The sequence below is a fragment of the Pseudomonas sp. PDM28 genome (assembly GCF_019219115.1).
Taxonomy (GTDB): domain Bacteria; phylum Pseudomonadota; class Gammaproteobacteria; order Pseudomonadales; family Pseudomonadaceae; genus Aquipseudomonas; species Aquipseudomonas laurylsulfatiphila.
The window spans coordinates 211,575-230,123 of the sequence record NZ_JAHUWG010000001.1 but is presented as its reverse complement, the minus strand read 5'-3'; the positions used below and the strand labels follow the sequence as shown (position 1 = coordinate 230,123).

Sequence of the window (18,549 nt, the reverse complement as noted above, 5' to 3'; positions counted from 1 at the left end):
ATGGATGAGACATTTTCCGTTTTTTTGGAGACGCTTGGCGGGCCCATTGATCGTCAAGAGGTACCGGTTTCAAGTATCGAACGCTACAGGAGCAAGCTGCCCAATCAATTGCTGGAGTACTGGGCCGAACACGGTTGGTGCGGTTACGGTGATGGGATTTTTTGGATAGTGAATCCTCAGGAATACGAAGGGGTCGTAGCATCCTGGCTTGAGGGGACGAAGTTGGAAACCATTGATACCTACCACCTGATTGCACGCAGCGCCTTTGGCGATTTGTACCTCTGGGGTGAAAAAACGGGAGCCTCCCTCGATATAACAAGTCACCTTTCTCGTTACGCTACACACACGTCTATATACACAGGAGAGCAAATGGGTAAGGGGCTTCAGGCCTTCCTGTTGTCGATCGAAGTGGACTCCAACGATTATGGCGACCTATTCAAACCCGCGAAGAAAAAGCTCGGCACCCTGCGTCACGACGAAATGTACGGCTTTGTTCCAGCGCTGATGTTCGGCGGCCCGGATACTCTCGATCATCTAGAGAAGGTGAAGGCGGTGGAGCATCTGATTCTGCTGTCTCAGATCACCGAGCTTCAGCCCTATAGTTTTTCAGACCTTTAAGGCTGATATCAGGAAGCAGATCTCAGTGAAATTACCGATCAGTGAGCTGATGCTTAAAAATAAGAAGGTTTCGCGTGGACAAAATATTTGCCCGTTTTTTAGAGAAATTTGGTGGACCTGTTGATCGGCAGGAAGTCCCAGCATCAAGTATCGAGCGCTATAGAGGCAAGCTACCCAATCAGTTATTGGAATACTGGGCCGAACACGGCTGGTGCGGATACGGTGACGGCATTTTTTGGATAGTGAACCCCCAGGAATACGATGGGGTAGTGGCGTCTTGGCTTGAAGGGACGAAATATGAAAAGCGTGATGCTTACCACCTGATTGCTCGTAGCGCCTTCGGTGACTTGTACCTGTGGGGCGAAAAAACGGGTGCCTCACTTAAAATAACCAGTGTGCTTTCTCGAAGTGTTTTTGATGATTTCGAAATTACGAGTGAAGAGATGGACAGAGAACTACAAGGTTTTCTGCTTTCCAGGAATGTGGACTCCAACGATTATGGCGACCTGTTCCAACCCGCAAAGAAAAAGCTCGGCACCCTGCGTCACGACGAAATGTACGGCTTTGTTCCAGCGCTGATGTTCGGCGGCCCCGACACCCTCGATCATCTAGAGAAGGTGAAGGCAGTGGAGCATCTGATCCTGCTATCTCAGATCACTGAGCTTCAGCCCTATAGTTTTTCAGACCTATAAGCCAGATTTCAGGGGACGGATTTCAACAAGCTCTGTTAACCCCACAAAAAATGGGCACCCAACCCTGGTTGGCGTGCCCATTTTTTATTCCACCCCCCACTACGCGAGAGGCGAAAACGGCTTACGGATTGACGCTGTCTTTCAACGACTTGCCCGGCTTGAACGCAACGGTGTTGCTGGCCTTGATTTTGACGGGTTCACCGGTTTGCGGGTTTTTGCCGGTGCGGGCACCGCGATGGCGTTGCAGGAAGGTGCCGAAGCCCACCAGCGTCACGCTGTCTTTGCGGTGCAGGGCACCGGTGATTTCTTCAAGAACGGCGTTGAGAACGCGGTTGGCTTGTTCTTTGGTGAGGTCTGCTTTTTCAGCAATGGCTGCAGCGAGGTCTGGTTTACGCATGTGAGTGAAGCCCCTTTGACGGTTTGTTGTTGTTATGTCCGTGCTGCTCTCTGCGGAGCAGCGCCAAAAGCGCCGCAGGTGCTCTACTCTGCGGCAGACGGGAGTGAGGATGGCACGCAGTGAGGCCCCGCGCCAGTATCGGCGCGGCCATTGTTAGGGCAAAAGGGGGGTGATTCCGACAGAACGACCGGTATTTATGCCAACAGGGCTGGAAGCTCTTTGTTCAGGGCCAGTTTTTCCATCACGGCGGCACCGGTGAGGGCATAACCGAGCAGTTTGCCTGCGGCATCGCGGCATAAAACCTTGATGTCGGCGCCCTGCCCTTCGACGGTCCAGATGCCTTCTGCGCCCCGTGGCGGCGGGGACACCACCAGCGGGCACACCGGTGTTTTGACGGTGATCGGCATCGGGCCATAGGTGACGGCGGTCGGGTTTCCGGAGAGGGTTTGCGCCAGCGCTCGTGCACAGCTCATCAGGGGCATGACGTACAGCAGGTTCAGCCCGTCGACCTCGGCACAATCGCCCAAGGCGTAGATGTTGGCGTGGGAGGTCTTCAGGTGCCGGTCGACCATGATGCCGCGGTTGACCTGCAAACCGGCCGCAGCCGCGAGGTCAACACGCGGGCGCAGGCCAATGGCCGAGACCACCACGTCGCACGGGATCACCTGGCCATCGGACAGATGCGCTTCCAGGCCGTCCGCCACGCGTTGCAGGCGGTTGAGCACCGGCCCGAGGTGGAAACGTGCGCCGAGGCTTTCCAGGCCAGCCTGCACCGCTGCCGCGGCCGCCGGGTGCAACAGGGTCGGCATGACTTGTTCGCACGGCGCAACCAGTTGCACCTCGTAGCCACCCAGGGTCAGGTCGTTGGCGAACTCACAACCGATCAGGCCGGCGCCGAGCAGCAGCACGCGGCGCTTGCCAGCGGCTGCCGCACGGAAACGTGCGTAATCTTCCAGGTCGTTGATCGGGAATACGCAATCCGCCGCATCGCCTTCAATGGGCACGCGCACGGTTTCGGCGCCCCAGGCCAGGATCAGGTCGCGGTACATCACCGCTTCTTCACCGATCCACAGGCGCTTGTGGCCCGGGTCAATGCCGCTGATGCGCGTGTGGGTGCGTATTTCGGCCTTGAGTTGCTCGGCCATGGCGCCGGGTTCGGCCATGCTCAGGCCGTCGGCATCCTTGTTTTTGCCGAAGCCGGTGGAGAGCATCGGCTTGGAGTAGGAGCGCCCGTCATCGGCGGTAATCAAAAGCAGCGGGGTTTCGCTGTCGAGCTTGCGAAACTCGCGGGCGACGTTGTAGCCAGCCAGACCGGTGCCAATGATGACGACAGGTGCGTTCATTCCTTACTCCTCAATTATTCAGGCAGCGATTTCGATCATTTCAAAATCCATTTTGCCCACACCGCAGTCCGGGCACAGCCAGTCTTCCGGCACGTCTTCCCAACGGGTGCCCGGCACAATGCCGTCATCCGGCCAACCGTCGGCTTCGTTGTAGATCAGGCCGCAGACGATACATTGCCACTTTTTCATCAGGTACTTCCTCAGGGTTCAGGCGTTTTGCCGGCCGGCCGGTCGATGGTTGTAGCACTGCCGTCCAGTTCAGCGCGTTTTGTACTGATCGATGCCGCCGGATGCAAGCCTGTTCGGCGCAACGGCAGGCCAATTCAATCGATATCGGTGGCTGACATGTTAAGCTCGCCGCCTCATTTGCTGCCAATAATGACTCATTGTGCAACACACAGAATCCCCCTCTCCAGCTCCTCTCTGGCTCTCGCGCAGCGAACTGGCGCCCCTCCCCGATGCTTCCATCCTGGACTGGCTGTTCGACGAAGGCTCGCTCACCCGACGCCTGATTCATCTGTCGAATGATGCCTTCAGCGTCTCGCCAATGTTCGAAGGCTGGCAAACCCTGCGCGCCGACGAATGCGCAGCGCTGGACCTGGCCGACGGCAGTGAAGGTTGGGTGCGCGAGGTGTATCTGCGCGGTCATGGCGAAGCCTGGGTGTTCGCCCGCAGCGTCGCGGCACGCAGTGCATTGCAAGGCGACGGCTTGCACATGGACGAATTGGGCAGCCGCTCCCTGGGTGAATTGCTGTTCTGCGACCAGGCCTTTCAGCGCCGGGCCATCGAGGTTTGTCATTATCCTCAAGAATGGCTGCCGGGCGAGGTGCGGGCGCCGGAACTATGGGGTCGCCGTTCACGCTTTGACCGCGGCGCGTTGAGTGTACTGGTGGCCGAAATCTTCCTGCCTTCCCTGTGGGACACCGCACGCGCCCAATCGGAGAACCTCTGATGTACCAAAGCCTGCTCAAGTCCTTGAACCGCTTGAACCCTCGGGCCTGGGATTTCATTCAGCTGACGCGGATGGACAAGCCGATCGGCATTTACCTGCTGCTTTGGCCGACACTGTGGGCGCTGTGGATTGCCGGCAAGGGTTCGCCGTCCCTGGCCAACATTGTGATTTTCGTCCTGGGCGTAGTGCTGACCCGTGCCGGTGGCTGCGTGATCAACGACTGGGCGGACCGCAAGGTCGATGGTCATGTGAAACGCACCGAGCAGCGCCCGCTGGTGAGCGGCAAGATCAGCTCGAAAGAGGCGCTGGTGTTCTTCGCATTGCTGATGGGCGTGAGCTTCCTGCTGGTGCTGTGCACCAACGCCGCGACCGTGTGGCTGTCGCTGGGCGGTCTGGCGCTGGCGTTCAGTTACCCCTTCATGAAGCGCTACACCTATTACCCGCAAGTGGTGCTGGGTGCCGCATTTTCGTGGGGGATGCCGATGGCGTTCACCGCAGAAACCGGTGAATTGCCAGCTGCGGCATGGCTGCTGTGGATCGCCAACCTGATGTGGACCGTGGGCTACGACACGTATTACGCGATGACCGACCGCGATGACGACCTGAAGATCGGCGTGAAATCCACGGCAATCCTGTTCGGCGACGCGGACCGGGCGATCATCCTGACCCTGCAAGGGCTGGCGCTCGGTTGCCTGTTGCTGGCGGGTTCGAAGTTCGACCTGGATGGCTGGTTCCACCTCGGATTACTGGTGGCGGCGGGCTGCTTTGCGTGGGAGTTCTGGTACACCCGCGACAAGGACCGGATGCGTTGCTTCAAGGCGTTTTTGCACAATCATTGGGCGGGCTTGGCGATTTTCGTCGGGATTGTGCTGGATTACGCACTGCGTTGACCGTTGAAAGGATCGCAGCCTTCGGCAGTTCCTACCCGAAGGCTGCGATCTTTTGGCGGTGTTACATATGCTCGCGAACGACGTGCCAGACATCTTTTTTCTTGTCACCCGTCATGTCTCCGGGTTTTTTGTCGTCCTCGTAGTAGTACAGCGGCTTGCCGTCATAGGCCCATTGCATCATGCCATCGTCACGCTTGATGACTGTCCATTTACCTTCGGCCTTGGCACCCGCCGGCGCCATCATTGGCGGCCAGTACTTGGCGCAGTCGCCGTTGCACATCGACTTGCCACCCGCGTCCTTGTCGAACGTGTAGACCGTCATGCCCTTATGGTCGACCATCATGCCGTCTTTCATCATCGCCGGGTCGGCGGCAAAGGCCAGTGTCGGCAGCGTTAACGCAGCAGTGACCAGCAAAGCCTTCCAAGATTGAGCAATGTAGTTCATGGAAACCTTCCTCTTGTGGTTGTCAGGATCCGGACTTAGAGCTTAGCCCAGGATCCAGCCAATCGCCGGTCGACTAAAATACTGTCACACGACTGCAATAATTCCGTTATCTAATGCGGCGCAAGACAGTTAAATGACAAGAGGATTTTGGGCATGGTTGGCAGGAGCATTCTGATCGTCGACGACGAAGCGCCTATTCGCGAAATGATCGCCGTTGCGTTGGAAATGGCCGGCTATGACTGCCTGGAGGCGGAAAACTCCCAGCAGGCCCACGCCATTATCGTCGACCGCAAACCGGACCTGATCCTGCTCGACTGGATGCTTCCCGGCACCTCCGGCATCGAGCTGGCCCGTCGCCTCAAGCGTGATGAATTGACCGGGGACATCCCGATCATCATGCTCACCGCCAAGGGTGAAGAGGACAACAAGATCCAGGGCCTGGAAGTCGGCGCCGACGACTACATCACCAAGCCGTTTTCCCCCCGTGAGCTGGTGGCGCGCCTGAAGGCCGTACTGCGCCGTGCCGGCCCGACCGATGGCGAGGCGCCCATCGAAGTCGGCGGCCTGCTGCTGGACCCGATCAGCCACCGCGTGACCATCGACGGCCGTCCCGCCGAGATGGGCCCGACCGAATACCGCCTGCTGCAATTCTTCATGACCCACCAGGAGCGCGCCTACACCCGTGGCCAGTTGCTGGATCAGGTCTGGGGCGGCAACGTCTATGTCGAAGAGCGTACCGTCGACGTGCACATTCGACGCCTGCGCAAAGCCCTCGGCGATGCTTACGAAAATCTGGTACAAACCGTGCGCGGCACTGGCTACCGGTTCTCAACCAAGGCCTGATGATCGCAGCGGTTCCACTTTCAAGGACGTATTTTTTTCGTGAACCAAAACTGGCATGGCACCCTGATTCGCCACATGCTGCTACTGGTCACCGCCTGCCTGGTGATCGGCCTGATCACCGGCTATTACGGCTGGAGCCTCGCCGCAGGCCTGGGTCTTTACCTGGCCTGGACCCTCAAGCAATTGCTGCGTCTGCACGAGTGGCTGCGCCTGCACAAACCCGATGAAGCGCCACCCGACGGCTACGGCCTGTGGGGCGAGGTGTTCGACAGCATCTACCACCTGCAACGCCGCGACCAACGGGTGCGCGGGCGCCTGCAAGCAGTGATCGACCGGGTTCAGGAATCCACCGCCGCACTGAAAGACGCGGTGATCATGCTCGACACCGACGGCAACCTGGAATGGTGGAACCGCGCCGCCGAAACCCTGCTGGGTCTCAAGACCCCGCAGGACAGCGGCCAACCGGTGACCAACCTGGTGCGCCACCCGCGCTTCAAGGAATACTTCGAGCAAGACAGCTACGCCGAGCCGCTGGAAATTCCTTCGCCGACCAACGACCGCGTGCGCATTCAGCTGTACATCACCCGTTACGGCAACAACGAACACTTGATGCTGGTGCGCGATGTGACGCGCATTCATCAGCTCGAGCAAATGCGCAAAGACTTCATCGCCAACGTATCCCATGAACTGCGCACGCCGTTGACGGTGATCTGCGGCTACCTGGAAACCCTGCTCGATAACGTCGACGAGGTGAACCCTCGCTGGGGCCGTGCCTTGCAGCAAATGCAGCAACAAGGCGGTCGCATGCAGACTCTGCTCAACGACCTGTTGTTGCTGGCCAAGCTGGAAGCCACCGATTATCCATCGGACAACCAGCCGGTGCCGATCGATGGCTTGCTGCAATCGATCAAGAGCGACGCGCAGCAGTTGTCCGGCCAGAAAAACCAGAAAATCACCCTGGAAGCCGACCCTACGATTCTGCTCAAGGGTAGCGAGGCGGAGTTGCGCAGCGCGTTTTCCAACCTGGTGTTCAACGCGGTGAAATACACCCCGGCCGAAGGCAATATCCGCATTCGCTGGTGGGGCGACGATCAGGGCGCGCACCTGAGCGTGCAGGATTCCGGGATTGGCATCGATAACAAACACCTGCCGCGTCTGACTGAACGCTTCTATCGCGTCGACTCCAGCCGCAACTCCAATACCGGTGGCACCGGTCTGGGGCTGGCGATCGTCAAACACGTTTTGTTACGTCATCGGGCACGGATGGAAATCAGCAGCGTACCGGGCCACGGCAGTACCTTTACCTGCCACTTTGCCCCGGCTCAGGTCACCCAATCACGGGTTATCAGCACCGCCGACTGATACCGGCCAGCACGCGCCACTAGGCAACCGCCCAGTCAGCCGCTACATTGGCTGACTTGCGTCTGCCTTTCAGGCGCGATTCTTACTTCCCTTTCGAATACACGGAACCCGCAAAACTCCATCATGGACCCTTCCCCTGGCTTGACCCTCGCTACAATTTTCGCCGACTTCGGCATGATTCTTTTTGCTCTGATCCTGGTTTTGCTCAACGGCTTTTTCGTTGCGGCGGAATTTGCCATGGTCAAGCTGCGCTCGACCCGGGTCGAGGCCATCGCTGATAAAAACGGCTGGCGCGGGCACATCCTGCGCACCGTGCACAGTCAGCTCGATGCGTACCTCTCGGCCTGCCAATTGGGTATCACCCTCGCCTCCCTGGGCCTGGGTTGGGTCGGTGAGCCCGCGTTTGCCCACATTCTTGAGCCGGTGTTGAGCGCTGTCGGCGTTGAGTCGGCCGAAGTGGTCAAAGGCATCTCGTTCTTCACCGCGTTCTTCATCATTTCGTACCTGCACATCGTGGTCGGTGAGCTCGCCCCAAAATCCTGGGCGATCCGCAAACCCGAATTGCTGTCGCTGTGGACCGCCGTGCCGCTGTACCTGTTCTATTGGGCCATGTACCCGGCCATCTACCTGCTCAACGCCAGCGCCAACACCATCCTGCGCATTGCAGGGCAAGGTGAGCCCGGTCCGCATCACGAGCATCACTACAGCCGTGAAGAGCTGAAACTGATCCTGCACTCCAGCCGTGGCCAGGACCCGAGCGACCAAGGCATGCGCGTGCTGGCCTCGGCGGTGGAAATGGGCGAACTGGAAGTGGTCGACTGGGCCAACTCCCGCGAAGACCTGGTGACCCTGGAGTTCAACGCACCGCTCAAGCAGATCCTGGCGATGTTCCGTCGCCACAAGTTCAGTCGCTATCCGGTGTATGACAGCGAACGCCAGGAGTTCGTCGGCCTGCTGCACATCAAGGATCTGCTGCTGGAACTGGCGGCGCTGGACCACATTCCCGAGTCGTTCAACCTCGCCGAACTGACCCGTCCGCTGGAGCGCGTGTCACGGCACATGCCGCTGTCGCAGTTGCTGGAGCAGTTCCGCAAGGGCGGTTCGCACTTCGCCGTAGTCGAAGAGGCCGACGGCAACATCATCGGCTACCTGACCATGGAAGACGTGCTGGAAGTGCTGGTGGGCGACATCCAGGACGAACACCGCAAGGCCGAGCGCGGGATCCTCGCGTACCAGCCGGGCAAGCTGCTGGTACGGGGCGATACGCCGCTATTCAAGGTTGAACGACTGCTGGGCATCGACCTCGACCACGTCGAAGCCGAAACCCTTGCCGGGCTGGTCTATGAGAGCCTCAAGCGCGTTCCGGAAGAGGAAGAAGTGCTGGAAGTCGAAGGCCTGCGGATCATCATCAAGAAGATGAAGGGGCCGAAGATTGTCCTGGCCAAGGTGTTGATGCTCGATTAAACACCTAAAAGATCGCAGCCTTCGGCAGCTCCTACAGGGCTATGCGAACACCTGTAGGAGCTGCCGAAGGCTGCGATCTTTTATTGCTTGCCCAACGCAAAGTTGGGCAAGGCACCCACCGGCTGGTTGAACTGATACGGAATCGACACCAGCCCCAGCCCGGTATTGCGCTGCACCACGAAGTGCAAATGCGGCCCGGTGCTGTTGCCGGTGTTGCCGGACAGCGCCAAAGGACTGCCTACCGTTACCCGCTGACCTTCCCGAACGCAGACCGAACCTTTCTTCAGGTGCAGATAGACACCCATGGTCCCGTCATCGTGCAGCACCCGCACGAAATTGCCGGAGGCATCGGTGCCGCGCCCGCTTTGTCTGTTCTCGGTCTTCACCACCACCCCGCTTCGCGCGGCAATGATCGGCGTGCCCTCGGGCATCGCAATGTCCATGGCGTAACGGCTCTTGGGGCCAAAGTGGCTGTAGGGCCCATTGGCACCCTGACTGATCCGGAACGGGCCACCACGCCAGGGCAACGGGTACCGATAGCCCACCGTGGGTCCTGAGGGGTCGCCCAGGGAATACTTGAACTTCGGGACGTACGCCAGCGGCCTTCCACCTTTGGCCGCCGTGAGCTGCGCCAGGCGAACGCTGCTGCGCATCGGTATCACGCGCCGAATCGTCCTGCCCGGCACACCGCTGGCGTTCTTCACCCCGGCAAAACTCAATTCGACCTCTACCGGCGCATACAGGTCATTGCGTACATACACGCTGTGCACGCCGTTCTTCTTGGTGATGATGAGGCGCACCTGACGCTCAAGGTGCTCGACCATGCCATCGCGGAAAACGAGCACATGGGCGCCTTTGCTCGGGCGGTCGCTGTAGGAAACCACGCCATTGGCGTCTTTGGACTTGTAGATGGTCATGGCCACAGCCGAGGTGGCGACCATGAACAGGCCACAGAAAAACAGCAGGCGCATGAGCATGGGCAAGAATTCTGTCGAGTGGGAACTGAGATGGAGCCTAGCAGCTGCTATGGACCCGGCTAGTCGGCAGATGTTTCAAAATGGGCCTTTCAGAAGATTTTTGACAAAGCCAAAGGCCCCTTCGCGAGCAAGCCCGCTCCCACATTTGAAATGCATTCCAAATGTGGGAGCGGGCTTGCTCGCGAAAGCGGACTGTCAGGCGACCCTACATCAAGCGCCAGGAATGAAGTGCTTCTGCGCTGTCCCCCGCGCAATCAGGCGCGAGATGTAATCGAGCTTCTGCGCATCCTGATCGACAAAGCGGAAGGTCAGTTGCAGCCAGTCGCTGTCAGGCTTCGGTTCGTGGGCCACGACGGCATGCAGATAGCCGTTGAGGCGGGCGATTTCGGCATTGTCCCCCTGCTCCAGGTCCAGCACGGCGCTGTCGAGGATCTGCGGCAGGGTCTCGGTGCGCTTGACCACCAACAGGGCCTCCTTGAGGCTCAGGGCCTTGATCACGCACTGCTGGATGCCGTTCGGCAAACGCAGCTGACCCTGGCCACGGCCGCTGGCAGGTGCCGAAGAGGCCGCAGGCGCCTTGACCGGCGGGCTGTTGAGCAAGCCTTTGGACGGTGCGGGCGCGGCTGTTGGCGTGGTGACAGACGCCTTGCCAGCGGTCAGGGCTGAGAGGGAGTCGTTGGCGAATGCAGGGCTGGTTTTGGTCGCGGCTACGCTGATCAAGGCATCGAGTTTGCCGACCTTGTGCAGCGCCTGCTTGACCTTGGTGATCAGCTGTTCGTTGGTGAACGGCTTGCTGACATAACCGGATACTCCGGCCTGGATCGCCTGGACGACGTTTTCCTTGTCGCCACGGCTGGTCACCATCACGAAGGGCATGGCTTTGAGGCTGTCTTGCTCACGACACCAGGTCAGCAGTTCCAGGCCGGACATTTCCGGCATTTCCCAGTCGCACAGGACCAGATCGAATGCTTCCTTGGCCAGCATGGCCTGGGCCTTTCTGCCGTTGATCGCGTCTTCGATCCGCATGCCCGGAAAATAATTGCGCAGGCACTTTTTCACCAAGTCACGAATGAACGACGCGTCGTCCACGACCAACACACTGACCTTACTCATCCACCACCCCTTTAAAAAATCCCGGCCAGCATACCGCCTTGCTGATGGCACATTGCCAAAAAACCTTCAGTCACGCCGGACTTTTCGTTCACGGGTGCTGCTTTTCCAATGCGTAGGCCACAAACAAAAACGCCCGGCCAACAGGCCGGGCGCTTTACTTGGGCAACCTTACTTATCGTCAGTTTTGCCCGGAACATTAGCGGTTTCGCCGGTTGTTCCTTCGACTTCTTCCTTCATGCGCTTGAGACCCAGGTGTCGCACGTCGGTGCCACGTACCAGGTAAATCACCAGTTCCGAGATATTGCGCGCGTGGTCGCCGATGCGCTCCAGCGAACGCAGTACCCAGATAATGCTCAGAACCCGCGAGATAGAACGCGGATCTTCCATCATGTAGGTCGCCAGCTCACGCAGGGCGGTCTTGTATTCGCGGTCGATGATCTTGTCGTACTGCGCCACCGACAAGGCCAGTTCGGCATCGAAACGGGCAAAGGCGTCCAGTGCATCACGGACCATGTTGCGCACCTGGTCACCGATGTGGCGCACTTCGACGTAACCGCGCGGCGCCTCGCCTTCTTCGCACAGCTGAATGGCGCGACGGGCGATCTTGGTCGCTTCGTCACCGATGCGCTCCAGATCGATCACCGATTTGGAAATGCTGATGATCAGTCGCAGGTCGGACGCTGCCGGCTGACGACGGGCCAGAATGCGCAGGCATTCTTCGTCGATGTTGCGTTCCATCTGGTTGATCTGGTCGTCGATCTCGCGCACCTGCTGGGCCAGGCCGGAGTCGGCCTCGATCAGCGCGGTGACCGCGTCGTTGACCTGCTTCTCGACCAGCCCGCCCATGGCCAGGAGGTGGCTGCGCACTTCCTCCAGTTCGGCGTTGAACTGGGCAGAGATGTGGTGGGTTAAGCCTTCCTTCGAAATCATCTTTTGCTCCGCGATAGCTGTGAGCTGCAAGCTACAAGCTGCAAGCTGTGTTGTGTCGTACTCGGACCGCTCTTACTTGCCGCTTGAAGCTTGCGGCTTGCAGCTGTTCCTAGCCATACCGTCCCGTGATGTAGTCTTCGGTCTGCTTCTTCGCCGGATTGGTGAACAGGGTGTCGGTGTCGCCAAATTCCACCAGTTTGCCCATGTACATGAACGCGGTGTAGTCGGAAACCCGCGCCGCCTGCTGCATGTTGTGGGTCACGATGACGATGGTGAACTTGGATTTCAGTTCGTAGATCAGCTCTTCGACTTTCAGCGTGGAGATCGGGTCGAGTGCCGAGCAGGGTTCGTCGAGCAGCAACACTTCCGGCTCAACGGCGATGGTGCGGGCGATCACCAGACGCTGCTGCTGACCACCGGACAGGCCCAGTGCCGACTCGTGCAGACGGTCCTTGACCTCATCCCACAGTGCCGCACCTTTCAACGCCCACTCAACGGCTTCGTCGAGCACGCGCTTCTTGTTGATGCCCTGGATGCGCAGGCCGTAAACCACGTTTTCGTAGATGGTTTTCGGGAACGGGTTGGGCTTCTGGAACACCATGCCGACGCGACGACGCAGCTCGGCCACGTCTTCGCCCTTGCGGTAGATGTTGTTGCCATACAGGTTGATCTCGCCTTCGACGCGGCAGCCATCCACCAGGTCGTTCATGCGGTTGAAGGTGCGCAGCAGCGTCGACTTGCCACAGCCGGACGGGCCGATGAAGGCGGTCACGCGCTGCTTCGGGATGTTCATGCTGACGTCGTACAGCGCTTGTTTCTCACCGTAGAACAGGCTCAGGCCCGGTACTTCGATGGCTACGGTTTCCTGCTCGAGGTTCAGGCTCTGTTTGTCGCGACCCAGTGCCGACATGTTGATGCCGTGGGTATGTGCTTCGTGCTGCATGGGAGGCTCCCTGTGCTAACAAATTCGGTTCGTTTAACCGCTGGTCCAGCCAGCGGGTTACTCAAAATTCATGTCTGGCTGAGGCCCCTGTGGGAGCTGGCTTGCCGGCGATGCAGACGATGCAGACGATGCGGTTTATCAGTAACACCGCAGTGATGCCATCGCTGGCAAGCCAGCTCCCACAGGATTCGTATTAACTATCCAGCGCCTTGTACTTCTCGCGCAGGTGGTTACGGATGTACACCGCCGACAGGTTCAACGTGGCGATCACCAGCACCAGCAGCAGCGCCGTGGCGTACACCAGCGGTCGTGCAGCTTCGACGTTCGGGCTCTGGAAGCCGACGTCATAGATGTGGAAGCCCAGGTGCATGATCTTCTGGTCCAGGTGCAGGTACGGGTAGTTACCGTCCACCGGCAACGACGGCGCCAGTTTCACCACACCCACCAGCATCAACGGCGCCACTTCACCCGCGGCACGAGCCACGGCGAGGATCATGCCGGTCATCATCGCCGGGCTGGCCATCGGCAAAACGATCTTCCACAAGGTTTCAGCCTTGGTCGCGCCGAGGGCCAACGAGCCTTCACGCACGGTGCGAGGAATCCGTGCCAGGCCTTCTTCGGTGGCCACGATCACCACCGGCACTGCCAGCAGCGCCAGGGTCAGCGAAGCCCAGAGCAGACCCGGCGTGCCGAAGGTCGGCGCCGGCAAGGCTTCCGGGAAGAACAGACGGTCGAGCGAGCCGCCCAGCACATAGACGAAGAAGCCCAGGCCGAACACCCCGTAAACGATGGCCGGAACACCTGCCAGGTTGTTCACCGCGATGCGGATCACCCGGGTCAGCGCGTTCTGCTTGGCGTATTCACGCAGGTACACCGCCGCCAGCACGCCGAACGGGGTCACGATCATCGCCATGATCAGGGTCATCATCACGGTGCCGAAAATGGCCGGGAAGATACCGCCCTCGGTGTTCGCTTCACGCGGGTCGTCGCTCAGGAACTCCCAGACCTTGCTGAAGTAGAAACCGATCTTGGTGGTCGTGCTCATGGCGTTCGGCTGGTAGGCGTGAACCACTTTGCCGATGCCGATTTCGATTTCCTTACCGTTCGCGTCGCGGGCGGTCAGGCTGTCGCGGTTGAACTGCGCATGCAGATCGTTCAGGCGCGCTTCAACATCCTGATAGCGGGCATTGAGTTCGGCGCGCTCCGATTCCATGTCCGCTTGTGCGGTGGCGTCGAGCTTGCCGTCCAGCTCCAGCTTGCGACCGTGCAGGCGAACGCGCTCGAGACCGGCGTTGATCGCGCCGATGTCGGTTTTTTCCAGGCTCTTGAGCTGTGCGGCCAGCTTGTTCACGCGATCGACACGGGCTTGCAACTCAGGCCATGCGGCTTCGCCTTCAGCGATGACCTTGCCATCCTGTTTGACGTTGACCAGGTAACCGTAGAAGTTGCCCCACTCACGCCGCTCGATCGCCATCAGCTCAGGCGGCGTCGTCTGGTTGGTCAGCCACTCGCCGACGACCCAGGTGAAGTCGTTGCCGTTCAGGTCACGGTTGCCGACCTTGATCAGCTCGCGGGTCATGAACTCCGGGCCGTCGTCAGGCACCGGCAGGCCGGCGCTCTTCAGACGGGCACGTGGCACTTCTTCCTTCTGTACGATTTCGCCGATCACCAGGTGATTGGCCTGGCCCGGTACGTCGTAACTGGCATGTACCAGGTCAGCCGGCCAGAAGTGACCCAGGCCGCGCACGGCAATCACTGCCAGCAGGCCAATGGTCATGATGACCGCGATGGACACCGCGCCACCGCTGATCCAGACGCCGGGGGCGCCGCTCTTGAACCATCCTTTCAGGGAGTTCTGTTTCACAGACTTCTACCTTTCTTAAAGCGACGAGTATTTCTTGCGCAGACGCTGACGAATCAGTTCTGCGAGGGTGTTCATGACGAAGGTGAACAACAGCAGCACCAGCGCCGAGAGGAACAGCACGCGGTAGTGGCTGCCGCCGACTTCCGACTCGGGCATTTCCACCGCAACGTTGGCCGCCAGGGTGCGCAGACCTTCGAACAGGTTCATTTCCATGACCGGGGTGTTGCCGGTGGCCATCAGCACGATCATGGTTTCCCCGACCGCACGGCCCATGCCGATCATCAGCGCCGAGAAGATGCCCGGGCTCGCGGTGAGGATCACCACGCGGGTCATGGTCTGCCACGGCGTGGCACCGAGGGCCAGGGAGCCCAGGGTCAGGCCGCGAGGCACGCTGAACACGGCGTCTTCGGCGATGGAGTAGATGTTCGGGATGACCGCGAAGCCCATGGCCAGGCCGACCACCAGGGCGTTGCGCTGGTCGTAGGTGATGCCCAGGTCGTGGGAGATCCACATGCGCATATCGCCGCCGAAGAACCAGTTCTCCATGAACGGGCTCATGTACAGCGACAGCCAGCCCACAAACAGGATCACCGGAATCAGCAGCGCACTTTCCCAGCCATCCGGGACTTTCAGGCGGATCGACTCAGGCAGGCGGCTGAAGGTGAAACCGGCGACCAGGATGCCGATCGGCAACAGCATCAGCAGGCTGAAGATGCCCGGCAAGTGTCCTTCAACATAAGGTGCGAGGAACAGACCGGCGAAGAAGCCGAGGATCACCGTCGGCATCGCTTCCATCAATTCGATCACCGGCTTGACCTTGCGGCGCATGCCCGGTGCCATGAAGTACGCGGTGTAGATCGCAGCGGCAACGGCCAGTGGAGCGGCCAGCAGCATGGCGTAGAACGCGGCTTTCAGGGTACCGAAAGTCAGCGGCGACAGGCTCAGCTTGGGTTCGAAGTCGGTGTTGGCGGCGGTCGATTGCCAGACGTATTTAGGCTCGTCGTAGTTCTCGTACCAGACCTTGCTCCACAGCGCGCTCCACGAGACTTCCGGGTGCGGGTTGTCGAGCAGCAGCGGGTGCAACTTGCCGCCCGCTTCCACGATCACGCGGTTGGCACGCGGCGACAGACCGAAAATGCCCTGGCCTTCGGCAACCGACTCAACCAGCAAAGTGCGGTGGGCAGTGCTGTGGAACACGCCGAGCTTGCCGGAAGCGTCAAGGGCAATGAAGCCCTTGCGGCGTTCTTCGGCAGTGATTTCAACGATAGGCGTGGTGCCCATCTGGAAGGTGCGGATCTGCTTCAGGCGTTGCTCGCCATCCGGGTCGCGGGCCATGAACCACTGGGCCAGACCACCCTTGGAGTCGCCGATGATCAGCGAGATGCCGCCCACCAGCTGGGTGCTGGCGGTGACTTGCGCTTCACCGTCTTCAAGCAGTTTGTAGCGACCGTTGAGGCTCTTGTCGCGCAGGCTGAACACGTCGGCCTGGGCACGCCCGTTGATCACGTACAGCCACTGCTGGCGCGGGTCGACGAAGATGTTCTTCACCGGCTCGGTCATCTGCGGCAGGTCGATGCGCTTCTGCTCGTTGGTGACTTCGCCGGTCATCATGTTCTCTTCGCTGGTCAGCGACAGAACATTGAGTTGCGAACCGGTGGAGCCAACCAGCATCAGGGTCGAATCGTTGGCGTTGAGGCTGACGTGCTCCAGCGCACCACCCGCCTCGTTCACCGCGATTGGCGCTTCGCCATACGGGTACTCGACGGCCGGGGTGATGGTTTTCTTGCCTTCCGGGTAGCTGACCTTATAGGTGTGGCGGAACACCAGGGCCTGACCGTTGGACAGACCAACAGCCACCAGCGGGTGGCCTGGCTGGTCTTCACCGATGGAGGTCACGGTGGTGCCGGCCGGAACAGGCAAATCGACGCGCTTGAGTTCGGCGCCACTGTCGATGTCGAAGAACAATGCCTGGCCCTTGTCGGAAACCCGCATCGCCACCTGATTCTGCTCTTCCAGGGAGATCATCAGCGGCTTGCCGGAATCCTGCATCCAGGCTGGAACGATCGCATCTTTCGCAGTCAGGCTGGCACCCTGGAACAACGGCGCAACCACGTAGGCGAGGAAGAAGAAGATCAGTGTGATGGCTGCCAGCACCGCCAGGCCGCCGATGAGGACGTACCAGCGAGTGAAGCGATCCTTGAGCGCGCGGATGCGACGCTTGCGTTGTAGCTCAGGCGTATTGAAGTCAATTCGCTTGGGGGGATTAGTAGTCATTGTGGAATTGGCCAGATCATTCATTCGCACACCCTAGCGATCCTGTATGACAGAAAGATGACAGTGCAGTGACGCAACAAATCCGCCGCTGGCGGTAACCAGCAGTGGATCGGGAATTTGGGGGTTGTGTAGGAGCTGTCGAGGGAACCGAGGCTGCGATCTTTTGATCTTGCAGTTGAGAAAGCCAGATCAAAAGATCGCAGCCTCGCTCCGCTCGACAGCTCCTGCACAGGAATCCGGGATTACCCCGGATTCAGGGTTTTACTTTTTTGCGACTTCAGCGCCGCCTTCCTGCAGACCCAGGTCAGCCAGTGCTTTTGCAGCAACCTTGGCCGGCAGTGGGATGTAGCCGTCTTTCACTACAACTTCCTGACCCTGTTTCGACAGAACCAGTTTCACGAACTCGGCTTCCAGCGGGGCCAGAGGCTTGTTCGGGGCTTTGTTGACGTATACGTACAGGAAGCGGGACAGCGGGTACTTGCCGTTCAGGGCGTTTTCTTCGGTGTCTTCGATGAAGTCCTGGCTGCCTTTCTTGGCCAGGGCCACAGTCTTCACGCTAGCGGTCTTGTAACCGATGCCCGAGTAACCGATACCGTTCAGCGAGGAGCTGATCGACTGCACGACCGAAGCCGAACCTGGCTGCTCGTTCACGTTAGGCTTGTAGTCGCCTTTGCACAGGGCTTCTTCCTTGAAGTAGCCGTAAGTGCCGGATACCGAGTTACGACCGAACAGTTGAACCGGCTTGTTGGCCAGGTCGCCGGTCACGCCCAGGTCGCCCCAGGTTTTCACGTCGGTTTTAGCGCCGCACAGACGAGTGGACGAGAAGATCGCGTCGACTTGCTCCATGGTCAGGTGCTGAATCGGGTTGTCCTTGTGTACGAATACCGCCAGGGCGTCCACGGCAACCGGGATTGCGGTTGGCTTGTAGCCGTACTTCTGTTCGAAGGCAGCCAGTTCGGTGTCCTTCATCTTGCGGCTCATCGGGCCCAGGTTGGAGGTACCTTCAGTCAGCGCAGGTGGCGCAGTGGCGGAGCCAGCGGCCTGAATCTGGATGTTTACGTTCGGGTATTCTTTCTTGTAGTTCTCAGCCCACAGGGTCATGAGGTTGGCCAGGGTATCGGAGCCGACGCTGGACAGGTTGCCCGACACACCAGTGGTCTTGGTGTAGCTCGGGATAGCAGGGTCAACAGCGGCAACCGCGTTGGCAGTCGCAACGCCAGCAGCGACAAAAGTCATTGCCGCCATCAAACGCTTCAGTTTCATGCCTTACTCCTAGCAGATAGGGTGTGTTAAGTCGGGGCCAAGTATCAGCAGGCCGTGTGAACACTCTATGGCTGAAATATGACAATTGGATGAAAGGCCAGTATTTGGATTTTTTGCAGGATGATTCGCGTCGCCTGCCTTCGCGAGCAAGCCCGCTCCCACATTTGACCGCACTCCTC

The 18,549-nt window shown here is 59.5% G+C and carries 18 protein-coding genes; 7 read left to right on the top strand and 11 right to left on the bottom strand.

All coding sequences use genetic code 11. From position 1 onward, the window contains the following. Together KW841_RS01060 and KW841_RS01055 are read left to right on the top strand one after the other, a co-directional pair. Positions 1 to 618 carry a GAD-like domain-containing protein gene (locus KW841_RS01060; RefSeq protein WP_218473081.1) on the top strand — a complete coding sequence of 206 codons (618 nt, stop codon included), beginning with the start codon at positions 1 to 3 and terminating at the stop codon, positions 616 to 618. 74 nt (positions 619 to 692) lie between these two features. After that, a complete protein-coding gene (locus tag KW841_RS01055; RefSeq protein WP_218473080.1) occupies positions 693 to 1,310 on the top strand; it encodes a GAD-like domain-containing protein in 618 nt (205 codons plus the stop codon). A 121-nt stretch (positions 1,311 to 1,431) separates the two neighbouring features. On the opposite strand, the gene KW841_RS01050 is transcribed toward KW841_RS01055, so the two are convergent. The 3 genes from KW841_RS01050 to KW841_RS01040 form a co-directional block, all read right to left on the bottom strand. After that, on the bottom strand, positions 1,432 to 1,707 hold the full coding sequence (locus KW841_RS01050; protein WP_003195589.1) for an HU family DNA-binding protein: 276 nt from the start codon (positions 1,705 to 1,707) through the stop codon (positions 1,432 to 1,434). Between the two features lie 194 nt (positions 1,708 to 1,901). Continuing rightward, positions 1,902 to 3,050, bottom strand: coding sequence for an NAD(P)/FAD-dependent oxidoreductase (locus KW841_RS01045; protein ID WP_116579768.1), 1,149 nt, complete (start codon positions 3,048 to 3,050; stop codon positions 1,902 to 1,904). 18 nt (positions 3,051 to 3,068) lie between these two features. Next, positions 3,069 to 3,239, bottom strand: a complete 171-nt coding sequence (locus tag KW841_RS01040) for a rubredoxin (RefSeq protein WP_218473074.1) — start codon at positions 3,237 to 3,239, stop codon at positions 3,069 to 3,071. A gap of 199 nt (positions 3,240 to 3,438) precedes the next feature. Here KW841_RS01040 and KW841_RS01035 point away from each other — a divergent pair, with 199 nt between their 5' ends. Further along, positions 3,439 to 4,002: a chorismate lyase gene (locus KW841_RS01035; RefSeq protein ID WP_218473073.1), complete on the top strand. Its 564-nt coding sequence runs from the start codon at positions 3,439 to 3,441 to the stop codon at positions 4,000 to 4,002. Then, positions 4,002 to 4,892, top strand: coding sequence for a 4-hydroxybenzoate octaprenyltransferase (gene ubiA / locus KW841_RS01030; RefSeq protein WP_218473072.1), 891 nt, complete (start codon positions 4,002 to 4,004; stop codon positions 4,890 to 4,892). The genes KW841_RS01035 and ubiA overlap by 1 nt, the downstream gene beginning before the upstream one ends. A gap of 61 nt (positions 4,893 to 4,953) precedes the next feature. Here ubiA and KW841_RS01025 read toward each other — a convergent pair whose 3' ends face one another. After that, the gene (locus KW841_RS01025) at positions 4,954 to 5,337 is read right to left on the bottom strand and encodes a hypothetical protein (protein WP_218473071.1); all 384 of its coding nucleotides are present in this window, start codon (positions 5,335 to 5,337) and stop codon (positions 4,954 to 4,956) included. Between the two features lie 153 nt (positions 5,338 to 5,490). Between KW841_RS01025 and phoB the strand changes: the two genes are divergently transcribed. The 3 genes from phoB to KW841_RS01010 all read left to right on the top strand — a co-directional run bounded on the left by phoB (position 5,491) and on the right by KW841_RS01010 (position 9,006). Continuing rightward, positions 5,491 to 6,180, top strand: coding sequence for a phosphate regulon transcriptional regulator PhoB (gene phoB / locus KW841_RS01020; RefSeq protein ID WP_003229608.1), 690 nt, complete (start codon positions 5,491 to 5,493; stop codon positions 6,178 to 6,180). 75 nt (positions 6,181 to 6,255) lie between these two features. Next, positions 6,256 to 7,542, top strand: coding sequence for a phosphate regulon sensor histidine kinase PhoR (gene phoR, locus KW841_RS01015; RefSeq protein WP_238540821.1), 1,287 nt, complete (start codon positions 6,256 to 6,258; stop codon positions 7,540 to 7,542). Positions 7,543 to 7,665: 123 nt separating this feature from the next. Then, a complete protein-coding gene (locus tag KW841_RS01010) occupies positions 7,666 to 9,006 on the top strand; it encodes a hemolysin family protein (RefSeq protein ID WP_007975205.1) in 1,341 nt (446 codons plus the stop codon). Between the two features lie 80 nt (positions 9,007 to 9,086). Here KW841_RS01010 and KW841_RS01005 read toward each other — a convergent pair whose 3' ends face one another. The 7 genes from KW841_RS01005 to KW841_RS00975 form a co-directional block, all read right to left on the bottom strand. Beyond that, on the bottom strand, positions 9,087 to 9,983 hold the full coding sequence (locus tag KW841_RS01005) for a peptidoglycan DD-metalloendopeptidase family protein (RefSeq protein WP_218473070.1): 897 nt from the start codon (positions 9,981 to 9,983) through the stop codon (positions 9,087 to 9,089). A gap of 210 nt (positions 9,984 to 10,193) precedes the next feature. Next, entirely contained in the window at positions 10,194 to 11,096 is a 903-nt protein-coding gene (locus KW841_RS01000; RefSeq protein WP_102700119.1) for a response regulator, read from the bottom strand. A 168-nt stretch (positions 11,097 to 11,264) separates the two neighbouring features. Continuing rightward, a complete protein-coding gene (gene phoU, locus KW841_RS00995) occupies positions 11,265 to 12,026 on the bottom strand; it encodes a phosphate signaling complex protein PhoU (RefSeq protein ID WP_095964354.1) in 762 nt (253 codons plus the stop codon). A gap of 109 nt (positions 12,027 to 12,135) precedes the next feature. Beyond that, entirely contained in the window at positions 12,136 to 12,969 is an 834-nt protein-coding gene (gene pstB, locus KW841_RS00990; RefSeq protein WP_007971742.1) for a phosphate ABC transporter ATP-binding protein PstB, read from the bottom strand. Positions 12,970 to 13,162: 193 nt separating this feature from the next. Continuing rightward, positions 13,163 to 14,833, bottom strand: coding sequence for a phosphate ABC transporter permease PstA (pstA, locus tag KW841_RS00985; protein WP_218473069.1), 1,671 nt, complete (start codon positions 14,831 to 14,833; stop codon positions 13,163 to 13,165). Between the two features lie 15 nt (positions 14,834 to 14,848). After that, positions 14,849 to 17,131 carry an ABC transporter permease subunit gene (locus KW841_RS00980; RefSeq protein WP_102700121.1) on the bottom strand — a complete coding sequence of 761 codons (2,283 nt, stop codon included), beginning with the start codon at positions 17,129 to 17,131 and terminating at the stop codon, positions 14,849 to 14,851. Between the two features lie 237 nt (positions 17,132 to 17,368). Further along, the gene (locus tag KW841_RS00975; RefSeq protein WP_007971739.1) at positions 17,369 to 18,370 is read right to left on the bottom strand and encodes a phosphate ABC transporter substrate-binding protein PstS; all 1,002 of its coding nucleotides are present in this window, start codon (positions 18,368 to 18,370) and stop codon (positions 17,369 to 17,371) included. Between the last annotated feature and the right edge of the window lie 179 nt (positions 18,371 to 18,549).

What these genes read in the sequence shown, in the direction of transcription:
- KW841_RS01050 (WP_003195589.1), bottom strand. Translation starts at nt 1,707, where the DNA reads ATGCGTAAACCAGACCTCGCTGCAGCCATTGCTGAAAAAGCAGACCTC.
- KW841_RS01060 (WP_218473081.1), top strand. Translation starts at nt 1, where the DNA reads ATGGATGAGACATTTTCCGTTTTTTTGGAGACGCTTGGCGGGCCCATT.
- pstB (WP_007971742.1), bottom strand. Translation starts at nt 12,969, where the DNA reads ATGCAGCACGAAGCACATACCCACGGCATCAACATGTCGGCACTGGGT.
- KW841_RS01040 (WP_218473074.1), bottom strand. Translation starts at nt 3,239, where the DNA reads ATGAAAAAGTGGCAATGTATCGTCTGCGGCCTGATCTACAACGAAGCC.
- KW841_RS01005 (WP_218473070.1), bottom strand. Translation starts at nt 9,983, where the DNA reads ATGCTCATGCGCCTGCTGTTTTTCTGTGGCCTGTTCATGGTCGCCACC.
- KW841_RS00980 (WP_102700121.1), bottom strand. Translation starts at nt 17,131, where the DNA reads ATGAATGATCTGGCCAATTCCACAATGACTACTAATCCCCCCAAGCGA.
- phoB (WP_003229608.1), top strand. Translation starts at nt 5,491, where the DNA reads ATGGTTGGCAGGAGCATTCTGATCGTCGACGACGAAGCGCCTATTCGC.
- phoR (WP_238540821.1), top strand. Translation starts at nt 6,256, where the DNA reads ATGCTGCTACTGGTCACCGCCTGCCTGGTGATCGGCCTGATCACCGGC.
- KW841_RS01025 (WP_218473071.1), bottom strand. Translation starts at nt 5,337, where the DNA reads ATGAACTACATTGCTCAATCTTGGAAGGCTTTGCTGGTCACTGCTGCG.
- KW841_RS01045 (WP_116579768.1), bottom strand. Translation starts at nt 3,050, where the DNA reads ATGAACGCACCTGTCGTCATCATTGGCACCGGTCTGGCTGGCTACAAC.
- ubiA (WP_218473072.1), top strand. Translation starts at nt 4,002, where the DNA reads ATGTACCAAAGCCTGCTCAAGTCCTTGAACCGCTTGAACCCTCGGGCC.
- KW841_RS00975 (WP_007971739.1), bottom strand. Translation starts at nt 18,370, where the DNA reads ATGAAACTGAAGCGTTTGATGGCGGCAATGACTTTTGTCGCTGCTGGC.
- KW841_RS01000 (WP_102700119.1), bottom strand. Translation starts at nt 11,096, where the DNA reads ATGAGTAAGGTCAGTGTGTTGGTCGTGGACGACGCGTCGTTCATTCGT.
- KW841_RS01010 (WP_007975205.1), top strand. Translation starts at nt 7,666, where the DNA reads ATGGACCCTTCCCCTGGCTTGACCCTCGCTACAATTTTCGCCGACTTC.
- phoU (WP_095964354.1), bottom strand. Translation starts at nt 12,026, where the DNA reads ATGATTTCGAAGGAAGGCTTAACCCACCACATCTCTGCCCAGTTCAAC.